General features: G+C 61.1%; 12 protein-coding genes. 7 read left to right on the top strand and 5 right to left on the bottom strand.

All coding sequences use genetic code 11. The features are described 5' to 3' along the window. Positions 1–9: 9 nt before the first annotated feature. Complete coding sequence (locus KBY95_RS11390; protein WP_254965119.1) at positions 10–252, bottom strand: hypothetical protein; 243 nt, start codon at positions 250–252, stop codon at positions 10–12. Next, positions 210–785, bottom strand: a complete 576-nt coding sequence (locus KBY95_RS11385) for a DUF1643 domain-containing protein (RefSeq protein WP_254965118.1) — start codon at positions 783–785, stop codon at positions 210–212. Before KBY95_RS11385 ends, KBY95_RS11390 begins: the two co-directional genes overlap by 43 nt. A 62-nt stretch (positions 786–847) precedes the next feature. On the opposite strand from KBY95_RS11385, the gene polA reads away from it, so the two are divergent. From polA to cysS, 4 genes are read left to right on the top strand one after another with little or no spacing between them, the layout of a single operon-like run. Beyond that, positions 848–3,790 carry a DNA polymerase I gene (gene polA, locus KBY95_RS11380; RefSeq protein ID WP_254965176.1) on the top strand — a complete coding sequence of 981 codons (2,943 nt, stop codon included), beginning with the start codon at positions 848–850 and terminating at the stop codon, positions 3,788–3,790. A 43-nt stretch (positions 3,791–3,833) separates the two neighbouring features. Continuing rightward, positions 3,834–4,733 carry a dTDP-4-dehydrorhamnose reductase gene (rfbD, locus tag KBY95_RS11375; protein ID WP_254965117.1) on the top strand — a complete coding sequence of 300 codons (900 nt, stop codon included), beginning with the start codon at positions 3,834–3,836 and terminating at the stop codon, positions 4,731–4,733. A 31-nt stretch (positions 4,734–4,764) separates the two neighbouring features. Then, entirely contained in the window at positions 4,765–5,910 is a 1,146-nt protein-coding gene (gene rfbB, locus KBY95_RS11370) for a dTDP-glucose 4,6-dehydratase (protein WP_254965116.1), read from the top strand. Next, positions 5,907–7,382 (top strand): cysteine--tRNA ligase, encoded by a 1,476-nt coding sequence (cysS, locus tag KBY95_RS11365; RefSeq protein ID WP_254965115.1) that lies wholly within the window; start codon positions 5,907–5,909, stop codon positions 7,380–7,382. Before rfbB ends, cysS begins: the two co-directional genes overlap by 4 nt. A 5-nt stretch (positions 7,383–7,387) precedes the next feature. Here the strand turns inward: cysS and KBY95_RS11360 are convergent, their stop codons facing one another. Further along, positions 7,388–8,857 carry a DUF563 domain-containing protein gene (locus KBY95_RS11360; protein ID WP_254965114.1) on the bottom strand — a complete coding sequence of 490 codons (1,470 nt, stop codon included), beginning with the start codon at positions 8,855–8,857 and terminating at the stop codon, positions 7,388–7,390. Positions 8,858–8,951: 94 nt separating this feature from the next. On the opposite strand from KBY95_RS11360, the gene KBY95_RS11355 reads away from it, so the two are divergent. The 3 genes from KBY95_RS11355 to KBY95_RS11345 all read left to right on the top strand — a co-directional run bounded on the left by KBY95_RS11355 (position 8,952) and on the right by KBY95_RS11345 (position 13,502). Then, positions 8,952–10,427 carry a WcbI family polysaccharide biosynthesis putative acetyltransferase gene (locus KBY95_RS11355; RefSeq protein ID WP_254965113.1) on the top strand — a complete coding sequence of 492 codons (1,476 nt, stop codon included), beginning with the start codon at positions 8,952–8,954 and terminating at the stop codon, positions 10,425–10,427. A gap of 170 nt (positions 10,428–10,597) precedes the next feature. Further along, positions 10,598–11,554 carry a glucose-1-phosphate thymidylyltransferase RfbA gene (rfbA, locus tag KBY95_RS11350; RefSeq protein ID WP_254965112.1) on the top strand — a complete coding sequence of 319 codons (957 nt, stop codon included), beginning with the start codon at positions 10,598–10,600 and terminating at the stop codon, positions 11,552–11,554. 370 nt (positions 11,555–11,924) lie between these two features. Further along, a complete protein-coding gene (locus tag KBY95_RS11345; RefSeq protein ID WP_254965111.1) occupies positions 11,925–13,502 on the top strand; it encodes a sulfotransferase in 1,578 nt (525 codons plus the stop codon). Between the two features lie 736 nt (positions 13,503–14,238). Here the strand turns inward: KBY95_RS11345 and KBY95_RS11340 are convergent. Together KBY95_RS11340 and KBY95_RS11335 are read right to left on the bottom strand one after the other, a co-directional pair. After that, complete coding sequence (locus tag KBY95_RS11340; protein ID WP_254965110.1) at positions 14,239–15,171, bottom strand: hypothetical protein; 933 nt, start codon at positions 15,169–15,171, stop codon at positions 14,239–14,241. Between the two features lie 59 nt (positions 15,172–15,230). Further along, positions 15,231–17,312 carry a hypothetical protein gene (locus KBY95_RS11335; protein ID WP_254965109.1) on the bottom strand — a complete coding sequence of 694 codons (2,082 nt, stop codon included), beginning with the start codon at positions 17,310–17,312 and terminating at the stop codon, positions 15,231–15,233. Positions 17,313–17,390: the final 78 nt, after the last annotated feature.

The raw sequence follows: 17,390 nt of genomic DNA, 5'->3' as shown, positions 1-17,390 counted from the left end.
CTCTGAGCCTTAGTCGTCGAGGGCGCCGTAGATCGGCTCCACCCGGATCGCCTGGACGCTGCCGGCCCGCAGCACGAGGAATTCGCTGGTCAGGTCGTTGATCGGCACGTTGACGAAGGCGTCGAGGGCCGCCGCGTTCAGCACCCCGCCGTACCAGGCCTGGAAGTCTTCGAGGGTGTTGAAGTGCACCTCCTGGTGGTGACCGCCGATCAGGAACAGGTGGATGGCATAGCGGCGGGGGGTGCGGGCCATGGAGCAGCGGCTGCGGCTGAACGCCCACAGGATGGCCCATACGGCCGCAACAGGCTCGCCGCCGGTTGGTAGAGGGGATGGAGCGGGGCGCCAGAGGCGGTGAGGCCGAGGCAGACCAGCCGCGGCTGGTGGGGGGCCAGCAGCGCCAGCACCCGGGCGTCCTGGCCCAGCCGGCGGCCGCCGTTGCCCCAGCCCAGCCAGATCAGCCTGGGGCTGGCGCACCGATCAGCGGCCCGCAGGCGCCGCCGCAGCCAGGCCCCGTTGGCGGCGCCCACCGGATCGTCGCTGTGGGCCAGGGCCGCCGGGCTGGGGCTGATGCGGGCGAAGAGGTTGAGCACCTCCAGGCCGCCGTAACCCCAGCCAGCGGCGAAGGCCATCAGCCGCCGCAGGGTGGGGTCGTCGTGGCGGTGGTCGGCGCGGGAGGGGTTGAGGCCGATGAACAGCAGGCGGCTGCCCTGTGGCTGCCACACCCGCTCCAGCCACCAGCGGTACTGGCGGCAGCGGCTGAAGGCGGCCCGGCCGGTGGCGGTCACGGCGCTGTCGGGCCGCCGGATGGCAGGCTGTGGCGGACGGCGGACGGATCCCGGAAACGGCCATGGAGCGGGACAAGCCCCTGTTGCTGCTGGTGGACGGCCACTCCCTGGCCTTCCGCAGCTTCTACGCCTTCGCCAAGGGCGGCGAGGGGGGACTGGCCACCAAGGACGGGGTGCCCACCAGCGTCACCTACGGCTTCCTCAAGGCCCTGCTCGACAACTGCAAGGGCCTGGCCCCCCAGGGGGTGGTGATCGCCTTCGACACGGCCGAACCCACCTTCCGCCATGAGGCGGATGCCGCCTACAAAGCCCACCGCGAGGAGGCGCCGGAGCACTTCTTCGCCGACCTGACCAACCTGCAGGCCATCCTCAAGGACTGCCTCGACCTGCCCCTGTCGATGGCGCCGGGCTACGAGGCCGACGACGTGCTCGGCACCCTGGCCAACCGGGCGGCGGGCGAGGGCTGGCGGGTGCGGATCCTCTCCGGCGACCGCGACCTGTTCCAGCTGGTGGACGACGCGCGCGACATCGCCGTGCTGTACATGGGCGGCGGCCCCTACGCCAAGAACAGCGGCCCGACCCAGATCCGCCGCGCCCAGGTGATCGAGAAGCTGGGGGTGCCGCCGGAGGGGGTGGTGGACCTCAAGGCCCTCACCGGCGACAGCTCCGACAACATCCCCGGGGTGAAGGGGGTGGGCCCTAAAACGGCCCTCACCCTGCTCAAGGCCCACGGCGACCTCGACGGCATCTACGCCGCCCTCGACCAGCAGAAGGGGGCGCTGAAAACCAAGCTGGAAACCGACCGGGAGAACGCCTTCCGCTCCCGCATGCTGGCGGAGATCCTGGTGCAGATCCCCCTGCCCGAAGAGCCGCGCCTGGCCCTGGGCCGGGTGGACAGCGAGGGGCTGGGGGCGCGTCTGGCCGAGCTGGAGCTGTTCAGCCTGGTGAAGCAGACCGAGGGCTTCGCCCGCCTGTTCTCGGCGGACCCCCCCGAGCCCGCCGCCACCGCCGCAGCCACGGACGCCCCCGCCAACGATCCGGCGGCACCGGAGGCCCCCGAGAGCCCCGAGAGCCCCGTGAGCCCCGCGACCACGGACGGCCTGCCCGCCCTGCGGCCGGAGCTGGTCACCACCCCCGAGGCCCTGGCCGCCCTGGTGGGGCGGCTGCTGGCCTGCACCGATCCGGCGGCGCCGGTGGCCCTCGACACCGAGACCACCTCGCTGAATCCCTTCAAGGCCGAGCTGGTGGGGATCGGCGTCTGCTGGGGGGAGGGGCTGGCGGATCTGGCCTACGTGCCCATCGGTCACCACAGCCCGCCGGCCGCCGATCTGCTCAGCACGCCGCCGCCGGCGCCGGAGCAGTTGCCCCTGGATGCGGTGCTGCTGGCCCTGGGACCCTGGCTGGCCAGCGCCGACCACCCCAAAGCGCTCCAGAACGCCAAGTACGACCGCCTGATCCTGCTGCGCCATGGGCTGCCCCTGGCCGGTGTGGTGATGGACACCCTGCTGGCGGACTACCTGCGGGATGCCAACGACAAGCATGGCCTGGAGGCGATGGCAGCCCGCGAATTCGGCTTCCAGCCCACCGCCTACGGCGATCTGGTGGCCAAGGGGCAGAACTTCGCCGACGTGCCGATCGAGGCGGCGGCCCTCTACTGCGGGATGGACGTGCACCTCACCCGGCGCCTGGGGGCGTTGCTGGCGGCGCAGCTGGCGGCGATGGGGCCGGAGCTGCCGGTGCTGCTGCAACAGGTGGAACTGCCCCTGGAGCCGGTGCTGGCCCAGATGGAGGCCACCGGCATCCGCATCGATGTGCCCTACCTCAAGGAGCTGGCCGAGGAGCTGAGCAGCACCCTGGTGCGGCTGGAGCGGGAGGCCCAGGAAACGGCGGGGGTGGACTTCAACCTGGCCTCCCCCAAACAGCTCGGTGAACTGCTGTTCGACACCCTGGGGCTGGACCGGAAGAAGTCGCGGCGCACCAAGACCGGCTGGAGCACCGACGCGGCGGTGCTGGAGAAGCTGGAGGACGACCATGCGGTGGTGAAGCTGGTGCTGGAGCACCGCACGCTCAGCAAGCTGCTGAGCACCTATGTGGAGGCGTTGCCGGCGCTGGTGGAGCCGGAGACCGGGCGGGTGCACACGGATTTCAACCAGGCGGTGACCGCCACCGGGCGCCTGTCGAGCAGCAACCCCAACCTGCAGAACATCCCCATCCGCACCGAGTTCAGCCGCCGCATCCGCAAGGCCTTCCTGCCCCAGGAGGGCTGGCGGATGATCAGCGCCGACTACTCCCAGATCGAGCTGCGCATCCTCACCCACCTCTCGGGCGAACCGGTGCTGGTGCAGGCCTACAACGAGGGCGACGACGTCCACGCCCTGACGGCCCGGCTGCTGCTGGAAACCGACACGGTGACGCCGGAGGAACGGCGGCTGGGCAAGACGATCAACTTCGGCGTGATCTACGGCATGGGGGCCCAGCGGCTGGCGCGGGAAACCGGCATGGGCCAGGCACGGGCCAAGGAGTTCCTGAGCCTGTACAAGCAGCGTTACCCCCGGGTGTTCCTGTACCTGGAGCTGCAGGAGCGGCTGGCCCTCAGCCGCGGCTACGTCGAAACGATCCTGGGGCGGCGGCGGCCGTTCCACTTCGACCCCGGCGGCCTGGGGCGGCTGCGGGGCAAGGATCCGCTGGAGATCGACCTGGAGGTGGCGCGCCGCGGCGGGATGGAGGCCCAGCAGCTGCGGGCGGCCGCCAATGCCCCGATCCAGGGGTCGAGTGCCGACATCATCAAGCTGGCGATGGTGAGCCTGCAGCACGCGCTCACGGCGGCGGGCCTGCCGGCGCGGCTGCTGCTGCAGGTGCACGACGAACTGGTGCTGGAGGCGGCGCCGGAGGCACTGGAGGAGGTGCGACAGCTCACCCGGCGCACGATGGAGCAGGCGGTGCAATTAACGGTGCCGCTGGCGGTGGACACCGGGGTCGGCCCCAACTGGATGGAGGCGAAATAGCCACGCGAAGGTAGGCTGCGCCTGAGCTTTTCCCCCGCCATCGATGCCTGAACCGGTGCGGGTGCTGCTGACCGGCCGCCACGGCCAGCTGGGCCAGGCCCTGGTGGCCTCGGTGCCGGCCGGCGTGGAGCTGATCGCCACGGGCCGGGACGCGCTGGATCTGGCCGATGCGGCCGCCTGCCGCTCGGCGGTGGAGCAGCACCGGCCTGACTGGGTGCTGAATGCCGGCGCCTACACGGCGGTGGACCGGGCCGAGTCGGAACCGGAGCTGGCCGAGGCGGTGAACGCCGGCGCCCCCGGGGCCTTCGCCGCAGCCCTGGCCAGCGGCGGCGGGCGGCTGCTGCAGGTGAGCACCGATTTTGTGTTTGACGGGGAGCAGGGCCACCCCTACGCGCCCGATCAGCCCCTGGCGCCCCTGGGGGTGTACGGCGCCAGCAAGGCCGAGGGGGAACGGCGGGCGGCGGCGGCCCTGCCAGCGGAGCGCCTCTGCCTGCTGCGCACCAGCTGGGTGTACGGGCCGGTGGGGGCCAATTTCTGCCTGACGATGCTGCGGCTGCACCGGGCCAAGGCCGCCGCCGGCGAACCCCTGAAGGTGGTGGCCGACCAGGTGGGCTGCCCCACGGCCACATCCGGGCTGGCGGCCGCCTGCTGGCGGGTGATCGAGGGGGGCCTCAGCGGGCGGCACCACTGGAGCGACTGCGGCGCCGCCAGCTGGTACGACTTCGCCGTGGCGATCGGCGCCCAGGCGGCGGCGCGGGGGCTGATCGACGCCCCGGCCCGGGTGAAACCGATCACCACCGCCGACTACCCCACCCCGGCCCGGCGTCCCGCCTATTCGCTTCTGGAGACCAGCACCACCCGCCATGCACTGGAGCTGGAGGGCCAGCACTGGCAGGCCGCCCTGGCCGAGGTGCTGGCCCAGATCCCCCTGCCCCCGGCTTGAACACCTCCTGACGTCGTCTCACCCCACCCCGATGAACCCCTACTCCAGCCTCGACCTGCCGGTGCTGCTCGCCGGCCGTCGCCGCATCCTGGTGACGGGGGGGGCGGGCTTCATCGGCGGGGCGCTGGTGCGGCGGCTGCTGCGGGACAGCACCGTGACGGTGTTCAACCTCGACAAGATGGGCTACGCCAGCGATCTGCTGGGCGTGTACAACACCCTGGCGGAACTGGGCGAGGCGGCCGAACGCTCCGATGGGCCGCGGCACCGGCTGCTGCAGGTGGACCTGGCCGACGGGGAGGCGGTGGCGGCGGCGGTGCGGCAGGCCGATCCGGATCTGGTGCTTCACCTGGCGGCGGAAAGCCACGTCGACCGTTCCATCGACGATCCGGGCGCCTTCCTGGTGAGCAACGTGATGGGCACCTACCACCTGCTGCAGGCGGTGCGGGCCCACTGGGAGGGGCTGAAGACGGAGCGGCGGGAGCAGTTCCGCTTCCACCACATCAGCACCGACGAGGTGTTCGGCTCGCTGGGGGCCACGGGGCGGTTCTCGGAGACCACCCCCTACGACCCGCGCAGCCCCTACTCGGCCAGCAAGGCGGGCAGCGACCACCTGGTGCAGGCCTGGCACCACACCTACGGGCTGCCGGTGGTGCTGACCAATTGCAGCAACAACTACGGCCCCTGGCAGTTTCCGGAGAAGCTGATCCCGGTGGTGATCCTCAAGGCCGCCGCCGGTGAGCCGATCCCCCTGTATGGCGACGGGGCCAACGTGCGCGACTGGCTGTACGTGAAGGACCACGTGGAGGCCCTGCTGCTGGCGGCCACCAGCGGCGAGGTGGGGCGCAGCTACTGCGTCGGTGGCCACGGCGAACGCACCAACAAGGAGGTGGTGCACGCCATCTGCGCCCTGATGGACGAGCTGCGGCCCGCCGGCTCTCCCCACGCCGGCCTGATCACGCCGGTGGCCGACCGGCCGGGCCACGACCGGCGCTACGCCATCGACCCGGCGCGGATCAGCACCGAACTGGGCTGGCAGCCCCGCCACGACTTCGAGCAGGGCCTGCGGGAAACGGTGCAGTGGTATCTGGAGCACGGCGACTGGTGCACCAACGTGCGCAGCCGGGCCGGCTACGGCGGCGGCCGCCTGGGCCAGGCGACAACAGGGGCAAGGCATTGACCCTGCGGCTCACCAACACCCTCAGCCGCCGCTGCGAGACCTTCGAGCCGCAGGTGCCCGGGCAGGTGTCGATCTACTGCTGCGGCGTCACGGTGTACGACCTGTGCCACCTGGGCCACGCCCGCAGCTACATCGTCTGGGACGTGCTGCGGCGGTATCTGCTGTGGAGCGGCTATGCCGTCACCTTCGTGCAGAACTTCACCGACATCGACGACAAGATCCTCCAGCGGGCCGAAGAGGAGGGCAGCTCGATGGCGGTGGTGAGCGAGCGCAACATCGCCGCCTTCCAGACCGACATGGCCGCCCTGCACATCCTTCCCCCCGACCGGATGCCGCGGGCCACCCGCAGCCTGGACGCGATCCGGCAGCTGATCGGCGAACTGGAGGCCAAGGGGGCGGCCTATTCCGCCGATGGCGATGTGTATTTCACGGTGATGCGCCAGGCCGGCTACGGCAAGCTCAGCGGCCGCACCCTGGAGGAGCAGCAGGAGGGGGCCAGCGGCCGCACCAACGAAGCGGAGGAGGCGCGCAAACGGCATCCGTTTGATTTCGCCCTGTGGAAGGGGGCCAAGCCCGGGGAACCCAGCTTCCCGTCGCCCTGGGGGCCGGGGCGGCCGGGCTGGCACATCGAGTGTTCCGCGATGGTGCGCGAGGAGCTGGGCACCACGATCGACATCCACCTGGGCGGGGCCGATCTGATCTTTCCCCACCACGAGAACGAGATCGCCCAGTCGGAGGCGGCCAGCGGCCAGCCCCTGGCCCGCTTCTGGCTGCACAACGGCATGGTGAACGTGGGCGGCGAGAAGATGTCCAAGTCGCTGGGAAACTTCACCACGATCCGCGCCCTGCTGGAGAGCGGCGTCAGCCCGATGACGCTGCGGCTGTTCGTGCTGCAGGCCCACTACCGCAAGCCGCTGGACTTCACCGCCGAGGCCCTGGCGGCGGCCGCCACGGGCTGGAAGGGTCTGGACGCCGCCCTGGGGCTAGGGGACCGCCACGGGGCGGCCCTGGGCTGGGGAGCGACGCCAGCGGCCGAGATCAGCGAGGAGCTGGCCGCGGCCCGCGGCCGCTTCGCCGCCGCCATGGACGACGACCTCAACACCTCGGCGGCCGTGGCCGTGCTGTTCGAGCTGGCCCGGCCCCTGCGGGCCCTGGCCAACCGGCTGGAGCGGGGCGACACCGAAGCCGGGGCGGCCGGAGAGGCGGAGACGCTGGAACCCCGCTGGCGGCTGCTGGGCGAACTGGCCGGTGTGCTGGGGCTGGCGGCGGAGGCGGCGAGCAGCGCGGCGGACGGCACGCCGGCCGAGGCGGCGGCGGCGGAAACGGCGATCCAGCAGCGGATCGAGGAGCGCCGGGCCGCCAAGGCCGCCAGGGATTTCGCCACCGCCGACCGCATCCGGGCCGAACTGGCCACCGAGGGCATCGAGCTGATCGACCGGCCGGGCGGCGTGACCGACTGGGTGCGGAGCTGAGGCGCCTACCGGAGCCGCTCGAGCAGGTCCTGGATGGGCAGCACGCTGCGTCCTGGCACGGTTGGATCGGCGGGGCAGTTGAGCACCTGCCAGTCGAGGCCGGCGGAGCGGCCCGCCAGTTCCAGCATCAGCCAGGCGCCGCCGTGGGGGCGGATTTCGATCACCGGGGTGCCTTCCGGGGCGAGCAGGGCATTGGCCAGGCCGGCCCCATGGATGCCGAGGAAGCCCCGGGCCTGGCTGATCAGGCCATGGAGAGCCCGGATGTCGTGGAATCCCGGATCGAGGAGCAGCACGCCGTGGTTGCTGAGCTGCTCGAGCAGTTCGGCGTGGTTGCTGAAGTCACGACCATGGGGAACTTCGGTGGGGGCCGCCAGATTGCGGCTGAAGTAGATCCAGTGATCCTGCAGCGCGAAAGGCGGCGTGGGCTGATGCAGCTCCCGGCGCAGCAGGTCCACCCCGTCGCGGTAGTCCTCGATGGCGAAGGTCCAGGTGCGCTGGTGATGGGGATGGAAGCCACTGCCGCCGTTGCAGGCCACCGGCTGGAGCACGAGGCGCTCGACGCTGAAGGAGGCCGGCAGTTCGTCCCTGAACTGCACCGCGCCGGGCCAGAGCAGGCGACGCAGGTGGGCGAGGTTGGCGAAGCGTTCACGGTTGGCCAGCAGCTTCAACTCCCCCAGCTCGCTGGAAAGCCGGCGGATGGCCGCCAGCTGGGGGAGGGTGTCGTGGAAGAAGTGGCCCAGGTTGCGGTGGCCGACGATGTCGTTGAGAACGCACCAGGTGCCCTCCAGGCGAAGGGGTGCGGGCTCCGGATCGGGCAGGGGGCGGAGGCTGAGGCTGTCGCCATCGCGCTGCAGCTGGTAGCCGGCGAGCTGCTGCATCCAGGGGGCCTCGGGCCAGCCGGCGGGGAGGTACTGGAGGCAGTCGCTGAACCATTCCCCGTCGGCGATGGCGCCGATGGGCAGCACGATGGCGTTGCCGGCCAGGCGGTGGCTGAGCCGGTAGGTGTGGAGGGGTTCCGGCCAGGGGAAGGGGGCTGGAGCCGGGGGCGGTGCAAAGAAGCCCAGGGGGATGGGGGCAGCGGCCTGCTCCAGCTGCTGGCGGGTGGCGTGGATCCAGTCGTGCTGCGCCGGATGGAACTGCAGCAGACGGTCGATCAGCGGCAGCGCCTGAGCGGCCAGATGGGGATCGGATCGGCCCTGGTCCTTGATCCAGAGCGCGCCATAGCGGCAGAACTGTTCCTCGAACACGGCGACCCAGCCGGGCTCCTCGGGGCTGGTGTCCTGCAGCCAGCGGTAGAGCCGGGCGCCATCGAGGGCGAGGGCGATGGCCTCGTAGCGCTGCTCCTCGGGCAGGTCCAGCATGCGCTGATGGCCGGCGGCACCAAGCTGGCGCAACCGGTCGCGTTCGGCCGGTTCCAGCACGGCCAGGGGTGACAGCTGCCGGCAGGCCTCCGCGAGCTGGCGGGCGTCACCCATGGCTTCGGTGCAGCACAGCCAACTCTGGCACCCGTGCGTCGCCGCCATCATGGGCCGATCCTGATCGATCCGGCAGGGGGGCCGAAGCCTCTGGATGGCACACACCCCGTTGCCAGCCGAAACGCCCAGGGGTCGGGCCGCCTGTCTGGATCTGGCCAGGGAATGCCTGCGGCGCCAGGGGCTGGCCAGGGTGGCGGAGCTGGTGTGGGACGGGGTGACCGCCTCCGAGGCCCCGCTGGAGGCCGACGAGCAGGAGCTGCTCAGGGACCTGGGCCTGGCCTGCTACCAGCAGATGCTGGCGGTGGCCGAGAGCGACCCCGATGAAGCGATTGCCCTGGCCTGCTGGGGCGCACGGCTGTTCGGCCACCTGCTGGATCAGGGCTCCCCCCAGGCGGCGTGGGTGGCGATCCACCATGAGCAGTTCTGCCGCTACGGATCCATCTGGATCCATCGGCAACTGACCAGCCGCGACGACGACACCCCCGCCCGGCAACGGCAGGAGCTGGGCGCCACGGCCCTGGAGATGCTCGAGACGCTGGGGACGTATCACGATCCCCTGCCGGACTGGGTGCCGGTGTACCGGGAGGCGCTTCTGGCGATGCCCGGTGCCGGCGCCGGAGCGCCCCCCTGGCCCGCGGCGGACAGCCTGATCACGATCGTGGGGAACTGCCAGAGCCACCCGATCTTTCTGGGGCTGGAGCGGGCCCTGCCCTCCCATCGCTTCCATTACTGCGCGCCGGTGCACATGGCCACGGCGGAGGATGTGGCGGAGCTGCACCGGGTGCTGGGCGACACGCAGGTGCTGGTGATGCACCGCGTGACACCGGGCTACCGCGACGGCATCGGCCTGGATGGGGCCACCCTGCAGGCCCTGCTGCCGAAGGGGGCTGGCGCTGTGGTGCTGCCGAATCTGCACTACGAGGGTTACCACCCCACGATCGGCTACGCCCACGACGACCGGGGCGAACTGCCCGGCCTGGCGAGCGAATCTCCCCTGGGCGACTATCACGATTTCCTGGCGATGGCGGCCGCCGAGCGCGGCCTGGAGGCCGATGAGATCCTGGCGCTGGCCTGCACCCTGGAGATGGAGGCGCTGCTGCAGGCCTGGCACCGGCGCTCCCTGCAGGAGCTGGCGCGACGGGAACAGGAATGCGACCTGCGGATCTCCCCGTGGCTGGAGGCGAACCACAACGGGGAAGGCCATCCGATGGCCCTGTTCCACACGTTCAACCACCCCAGCAACCAGGTGCTGGAGACGCTGCTGGAGGATCTGATCGGCCGGCTGGGGCAGGAACCCGGCGGGGAGCGGCCTGGCCTGGGCAGCCCGGTGGAGCAACTGGGCCGGCAGCGGCACGCCATCCTGCCCTGGACGCGCCAGGCGCTCGCCCTGCCGGGGTGGGCGGCCGCCGAGGGGCGCCGCGACTGGGAGAACAGCTGGACGCTGGAGGAGCAGCTGGGCGCCTCAATCGCCTTCTACCGGCGGCATCGCTGGCTGGTGGACGGCAATCGCCAGCAGGAGAAGTATCTATTAGCTGACCAGCTTTTGGAGCTGGCCAAGGGCGGAAACTGAGCGAAGGGCGATCAGGTGCGATGGGGTTTGATCACTACGGCAAACGCTTGGCCCATGGCCGTACATGATTGGAAGGTCAGGGCTGGATCACAATCGTCAGCATCTGTGTTTTACGACACGGCTCAGCGGCGAATCTGGGTCAGAGTGTGTCGAAAGGAAGCTGATCTAGTTTGAGCAATACGGACGATCGTAAAGGCATCATCCTGGCGGGCGGGAGCGGAACACGGCTTCATCCGATCACCAGGGCGGTGAGCAAGCAGTTGCTACCCGTTTACGACAAGCCGATGATCTACTACCCGCTGAGCACCCTAATGCTGGCGGGAATTCGGGAGGTGCTGGTGATCACCACGGCGGTGGATCAAGCAGCCTTTGAAAGACTGCTTGGCGATGGCAGTGCCTGGGGGATGACAATCAGGTACGCACCGCAACCAAGCCCGGATGGGCTGGCCCAAGCCTTTTTGATCGGAGCTGATTTCCTGGCTGGCGCACCGGCGGCGCTGGTGTTGGGTGACAATCTGTTCCACGGCCATGACCTCAGTAGGCAACTGAAAACCTGTAATGGCAGTGGGAAGGGGGCCACGGTGTTCGCATACCCAGTGAGTGATCCAGAGCGCTATGGGGTGGTGGAGTTTGATGCTGAAGGCCGAGTGCTGAGTCTGGAGGAGAAGCCTACTCGGGCCAAGTCGCGCTATGCAGTGACAGGACTTTACTTCTACGACCATACTGTGGTGGAGAGGGCTGAACGTGTGCGGCCCTCGGCGCGGGGCGAGCTTGAGATCACCGACCTCAACCAGCAGTATCTCGATGACGGACTGCTGCGGGTTGAGCTGATGGGACGAGGAATGGCATGGCTGGATACCGGCACGTGCGATTCACTGCATGAGGCCAGCAGCTATATCCGCACACTTGAGCACCGCCAAGCGCTCAAGGTGGGATGCCCCGAAGAAGTAGCTTGGCGCCAGGGCTGGATCAGTGACCCTCAACTAGAGCGACTTGCCCAGCCGTTGAAGAAATCCGGGTACGGCCATCACTTGATACAGATTCTGGAGGACAAACGCAATACTGAAGCAATGCCCCAAAACACAGCAGACACCATTAATGCATGCCTATCAGATGCACATAGGTAGACACAGATTTCCAAGAGAATAGGCGACTTTCGGTTGTAGCATTTGTGATTCTTGGCGCTTGACCCTACCATTACCGGCCTATAGTATTGCCCTTAAAATAAACTTTGCCTGCATTTGGGTCCATGTCTACTCCGCAATGCCCGGGCTTGAATTATTACATTCTTCACGCTGGGGCATCTGATGGTGCGCAGCGGGTCGGCAGGACGTAAAGCATGCATCAATAGGCACCGCAGGCCACTGAAGGAAGCACACAAAACCTCAGCCTTCACTAAAGGAATACCGACAGAATCATTGAAGCAACATATACTTTGACGGAGACACCCAAGAGTGCTAAAGTCCTGCCAATACTCTTGATGAGAGGGGTCCATCAGTGAAGATCTTCTGCATTGGCAATTCCAGGACGGGCACAACATCTATGCACTATTTTTTGAAAGCTGCAGGATTCAAGTCAATTCATCATTATGAATGGGCGGTCAAACAACAGATTGAGATGTCTAACAAAAATGAGACTGAAGCCATTCTCAGCTATGTTGCCAATTCTGGTTATGAAGCATTTACCGACCACCCGACAAGAAGACACTACAAGGCGCTTAGCCTGGCACATCCTGATGCTTTCTTTATTAATACATATCGGAGCACAGACTTACTTAGAAAGTCAGTATCCAGTTACTTCGGCTTTGACAACAGCACAGCCCTTAAGTGGCTTGAAGATCACAAAAAGCAGGAGGAAGAGATAACGTGCTTCTTCTCTGAGAACTCACATCTAAGTTTCCTCAACATCGATCTTAGTTCCGAGCCTAATGCAGCTGAGTTGTTGAGATGTTTTCTATGCCTAGATTCAAGCAAAACAATTATCCTTGGAAGGGAGAATCAGTCTTCTCACAAGTATGGAGTTTCCTACATTGATAGTCTTCCAGGCGTCGCAAGGATGAGAATTGGGTTTTACTCGCTATACACACCACCAAGTGGATCTAGCCTCTACGAAACTGCTTGCTATCTCGAACAGGCCTGTTCGCCAACCAAGAGCATGCCCGCTGAGAGCTCACACTATTACTTAATCAATGACGCATCATACTCAATAAGACAGTACTTGGGGCTGAATGGCCCCAACAACGCTAAACTCAAAGCAAATACTATTCATTTTGATGAACTTGGCGATTCATGCTTATCAATGAATATTCCATATGGAGTATTCTCAATTCCCGAGAAATATACAGTATATCCCGAGTTTCTTCCATATTGCCTCTCTGGCCCGTGGATTAGCGATATTCAGCAGGCCATAAAAGATCATCCATCAATGCATATTGGCAGTAATCGCCCTTACTTTGTTAATACCGCTCCGTTCTTAGTAACAAAAAAGGGATATGGTGATTTATACTATCATGGAGATACGCATACAACTGCATTAGGGTCCCTGCAGCTCCTGAGGCTAATGGTAACAATTATGCTTTCAGATCTTAAAATATATCTAGATGATATCCCAGACAATTTCTCAGTTCCTTGCCTTGGAAGCTGGCTTGGAGATCTTGCAGTACAGACGCAAGAAGATCTTCGATCCTACACAAGGATCTGTTACAGTCACTTCAAAAATCTCCCACGTGACCAGACAGGCCTTCAGAATACATCATACATTGTTCACTTCCCGCAAAATCTTCCAGATTTTGTTCATCAAAGCGATTTTGACACAACGGCCTTCTCCTTCCTTTCGCCAACACGGCCAAAGCTGGTATTCAGAAATCCTCAAGCACCCATACAAAAGAGAGTTCTAGTCTTCCGAGATTACACTGCAACAAATATCCTGCCCTCTCTATCTCTCATTTTTAATGAAGTAATATCTATTTGGGACCGTGGCTTTGATCTGCGTTCAGCAATTATTCGGCAAGTATGTCCAGATTTTGTGATTGTGATTACAGCCGATCGCTTTGTATGCAACTTTGCAAGCACATAGCTCACAGTTGATTGACAGGTCTTTCATGATAGTGTGCTTCTATGCTCGTTTGATTGGGATAATGATTAGACAGGTTAATAGATTACTTGTGTAGATCTAAGGAACCTGCCTTTACCAGCAACGGAACGCCACAACGGCTTGAGGAAGATCTCTACGAGCCGTGAGGCTTCATAAGCAAGTATAACGGCAAGTCTTAAAACCAAGGGACAACAGCGGAAATGCAGACGTCTAACAAGATTATAAGTCAGCCTTAGCCAAGTCATAAGTCTCCTGTCTAGCGGAGAACACTAATTAGAATCCATTGACGCGGCTAGCGCATCAATCCAATTCAATATGGCCATGTACGCCTATATGTAATTGATGCTTCTCAAGAATGAAGGACGTGAGATCCAATGCAGCACGTTGAATGATTTAGAACCCAGATGTTTAGCAGCTCCAAAAGAAGATGTCACCACTAACTAGCTTAAAGACTGCTAGTCGGCCGCAAATCAAAGTGACACTGTATCGAACATGCTCACTCTATTATCAGATGCTGCATGTTGGAATCAAGATAGATGAATCTAGTTACTTTGGTAGAGAGCAAGTGGTATAAATGTGTGATCTAAGTCATATAGGAGACATTAATGGGCTAGGAAGTAACTTAGCTTACCCAAAGCGGGCTTTGAAAGTTTGAAAAGACTCATGTGGTAGTTTAAGGGCTTACAAGCTCCTCAAGTCATGATAACGATATCTAACCTCAAGCAGATCTTCGGGCCTTATATGGAATTGACGGGAATATTTCAGGGCATGTACGATACAGATCTCTCTCTGCCTGTGGAATCTTATGGCCGTCCTGGTAATGTCCATAGTAGTAATGACCACTAGGAGGAAGATTATGTGACATCTCTTGTAGCATTCTCCCATACCAGAACCAGATCTCAATAGTTTCGGCTGTCTTTGCATATTGCTGCGTCATTACAAGTCCAGCCCCGCCAAACTTCGTGAAGTGATAAAATCTTAACGGATAGTTCGTGTTGACTACAGGGCCGGTATCTGTGATTGAGATTGCTCGTTCATGAATATTCCAGCTAGCGACATTGCATCCAGGATCTCTTACCACAAAGAAGTTGTCGAAATAAATGGGAGCAAAGTCACACCATTTCTGATCTGTGAAGATTCCAGATGGAACGTCTTCGTAGCAAAATCTTTGGACTCTTGAGTTCCACCACTCCAAAAAGCTTCGGCCTTGTTGATCATTTCGAGCAGCGTAGAATCCTAAGTTATAAAGACCATGCTTTAAAGTACACAACTCAATATCCTTAATCGATAGCAGATCTCCTGGTGCCACGGTGAGTTGGTGAGGCGTTAGTAATCCGGAGTGCGTACCAAGCAGAGCAAAGAGGGACTCAAGCGATGCAAACACAGCTATGTCAGGGTCAATATACATCACCTGATCGTAGCCAAGAGAAAGAAAGAATAGGCCCGCGGCAGGCTTTACAGCTGTGCACAGCTCAACAACGTTGTGTTTAAAGCTCCACTGCCAGAAATCGGGAATACCCAACTCATGGCTAAAAACAATCTGATCAAATGGCTCTGCTTGTATGTCAAGAGAAATGCCAGTCGGATAAATATCTGAAAGTACGAGAATAAAGTCGATGTCTGAATGGAAGCTCTTAAATGTAGACGCCAAGACACGTGCTCGCGACAAATACGCGAGATTTACAGAGGTGTAGCAGCACTTTTTCATATTCATTGGAACATCTCTGCCGTCATTTGACTATATTCATACTCTACCTGATATGGGAAGCTAAGTGCTAACAGCATTTCAGAAGTCAGGTCCAAAAGAAATGACTTTAGGGTTGAGTAATCATTTTTCAAAACATGGCCATAGGGAATTGACGCCGCAAAAGCGGCAACATTGCCCGAGTCTACATTCGTAATAATGTTAGCACCTCCAATGACCGCTTCATAGGCAGTCAAGCAGAAGGTTTCAGGCCATTGAGGCCAAATCAAAGCAAAGTCTATTTCTGCATCCCTCACCCCACGAATCATGGCATCTAAAGAGTCCGATATATTCACATCAACAAACTCAATGTCAGCCGAAAGACTTGCAGTAGTCGCACCAAGATGGAACCAGTCAAATCGGTTAAAAAGTTCCGGATCTCTAATAAGGCTCTCAAAGGTATCCCAGCCCTTCGCGTAGGTCGGATGCCCAAGATATCCAATCCGAGGAAGTCGCTTTTCATAGTCTCGGCTTATACTTTCTGATCTATTCAAGCAGATATGGTTAATAACACTATACTTTGTTGGAAACATCAAAGATGAAGCATCCGCGCCATTCCTCCATACTGTCAGCGCTGCATGGGACGGGAAAATAACCTCAGCCTGGGGAAGACCTAGGAGCATGCTGAGACCACGCACATTACCAATTCTACTATTACCAAAAAAGCAGTATGTGCACTGTTTTGAATCAAGAGATGGTGCCCCACAGAATGAGACCTTATTTCTCAATAGCTGATAAGAGCTACATAGAGCAGAGTAATCATGCATCCAATAGAGGAGTCGGACATTTGCTGGGCATTGAGATATCAGCAATACAATGTCTTCTGGAGAAATGCCGAGCAAGCTGTGAATCACAAATGCTTCTGATGGATAGCAACTGATTGCATGCCAAAAGCTATGCATTGTTGAAATTCCCTGCTTAACACCGTTTCGGCTGACAACTATCTCTGAGTATGGATTTCTTTCATGCAGAGGCATCGGCGATGGCTGCCTTGGGTAAATATGGACGTACTGGATTCCCTTTTTTTCGAAGCATAATTGTTCTCTTTGGATGCAAAGCTGAATACCTCCTGGCGACGAATAGTAGCTATCGTGTGAAATAGATAAGACATAAGGAGTTTCAAGAAGTTTCGCTAGCTCGTCGTCCGATAATTGCTTATCACACTCTAGAGTCTTTAGCCATCCTCGAGCCTCTTCATACAGATCCTTCGTCAAAGATGCCTGATTGCGCACTTGAGAAGAAAATCTTGAACCATGATCAGCGGCGATACGCCCCTCTTTTTGACCAGCTGCAAGATAGTGGAAGAAGGGGCAACATCCTGCATGAGATATGTCTTGGTTATTCTTAAGATACGTTCTAGTTTCGAACCACGGCGTTGGATTGATGCCAAGTCTGAATCCAACGCGTTGATAGTGGAGATAGCATTCATAGCTAGTTTCGAGCAAGATCGTAGTAAGAGGTCTCATTTTGAGCAGCTGCTTATGATAAAATGAAGGCTTTATATGACTTGAACATGTTTCTACTTGATAGTTAAGGCCATCCTGAATTGACCTCATAAGCTCCTGAGCGCGAGCAACCACATCAAATGGAGCCGCTTCAGCAGATAGAAGATTCTGACAAGTGCTCAACGCAGCGACCAGTTGATATTGATCGTACAGGCACTTTCCAAGAAAGTATTGTGCCCAAGAGCTGATGTGCATCTGTTTCGACTTGACCAGCTTTACCAAGATTCGCTTCGCCTTAATAAAGTCGCCAGAATCGCAAAGTCTATGAGCCTCTTCAAGTTCAGGTTCAAGGTCAGATTGATCATCAGCAGCGCCAGAAATATCTTCATTTTGGATGTGCTTGGAATCACCTGAAGTGAGAATGTCGATGAGATACGGATTGGCTCCCAATGGCTTGAGGTCAATCTCTGCCCTGGAAAGTCTTGATACGATATTCGCAAGATCTGTTGCTCTTGCGTCTCTAGTGTCTGAGTAATTCCTGTAAAGCTTCCGCCAGTGATCAAGAATCATTGGCTCCCTCAATATATCGATCCGGAGATCCATCAGTGTTTCCTGTTCTAGGACTTTCATTAGCTCAGATTGTTGTTGACGCTTACAGGTGAATTGAATGGAAAAGCATAA

This window comes from Cyanobium sp. Aljojuca 7A6 (genome assembly GCF_024346455.1).
Classification (GTDB): Bacteria; Cyanobacteriota; Cyanobacteriia; order PCC-6307; family Cyanobiaceae; genus Cyanobium.
The sequence above is the reverse complement of the archived record's forward strand: the minus strand, read 5'-3'. Positions and strand labels throughout refer to the sequence as shown.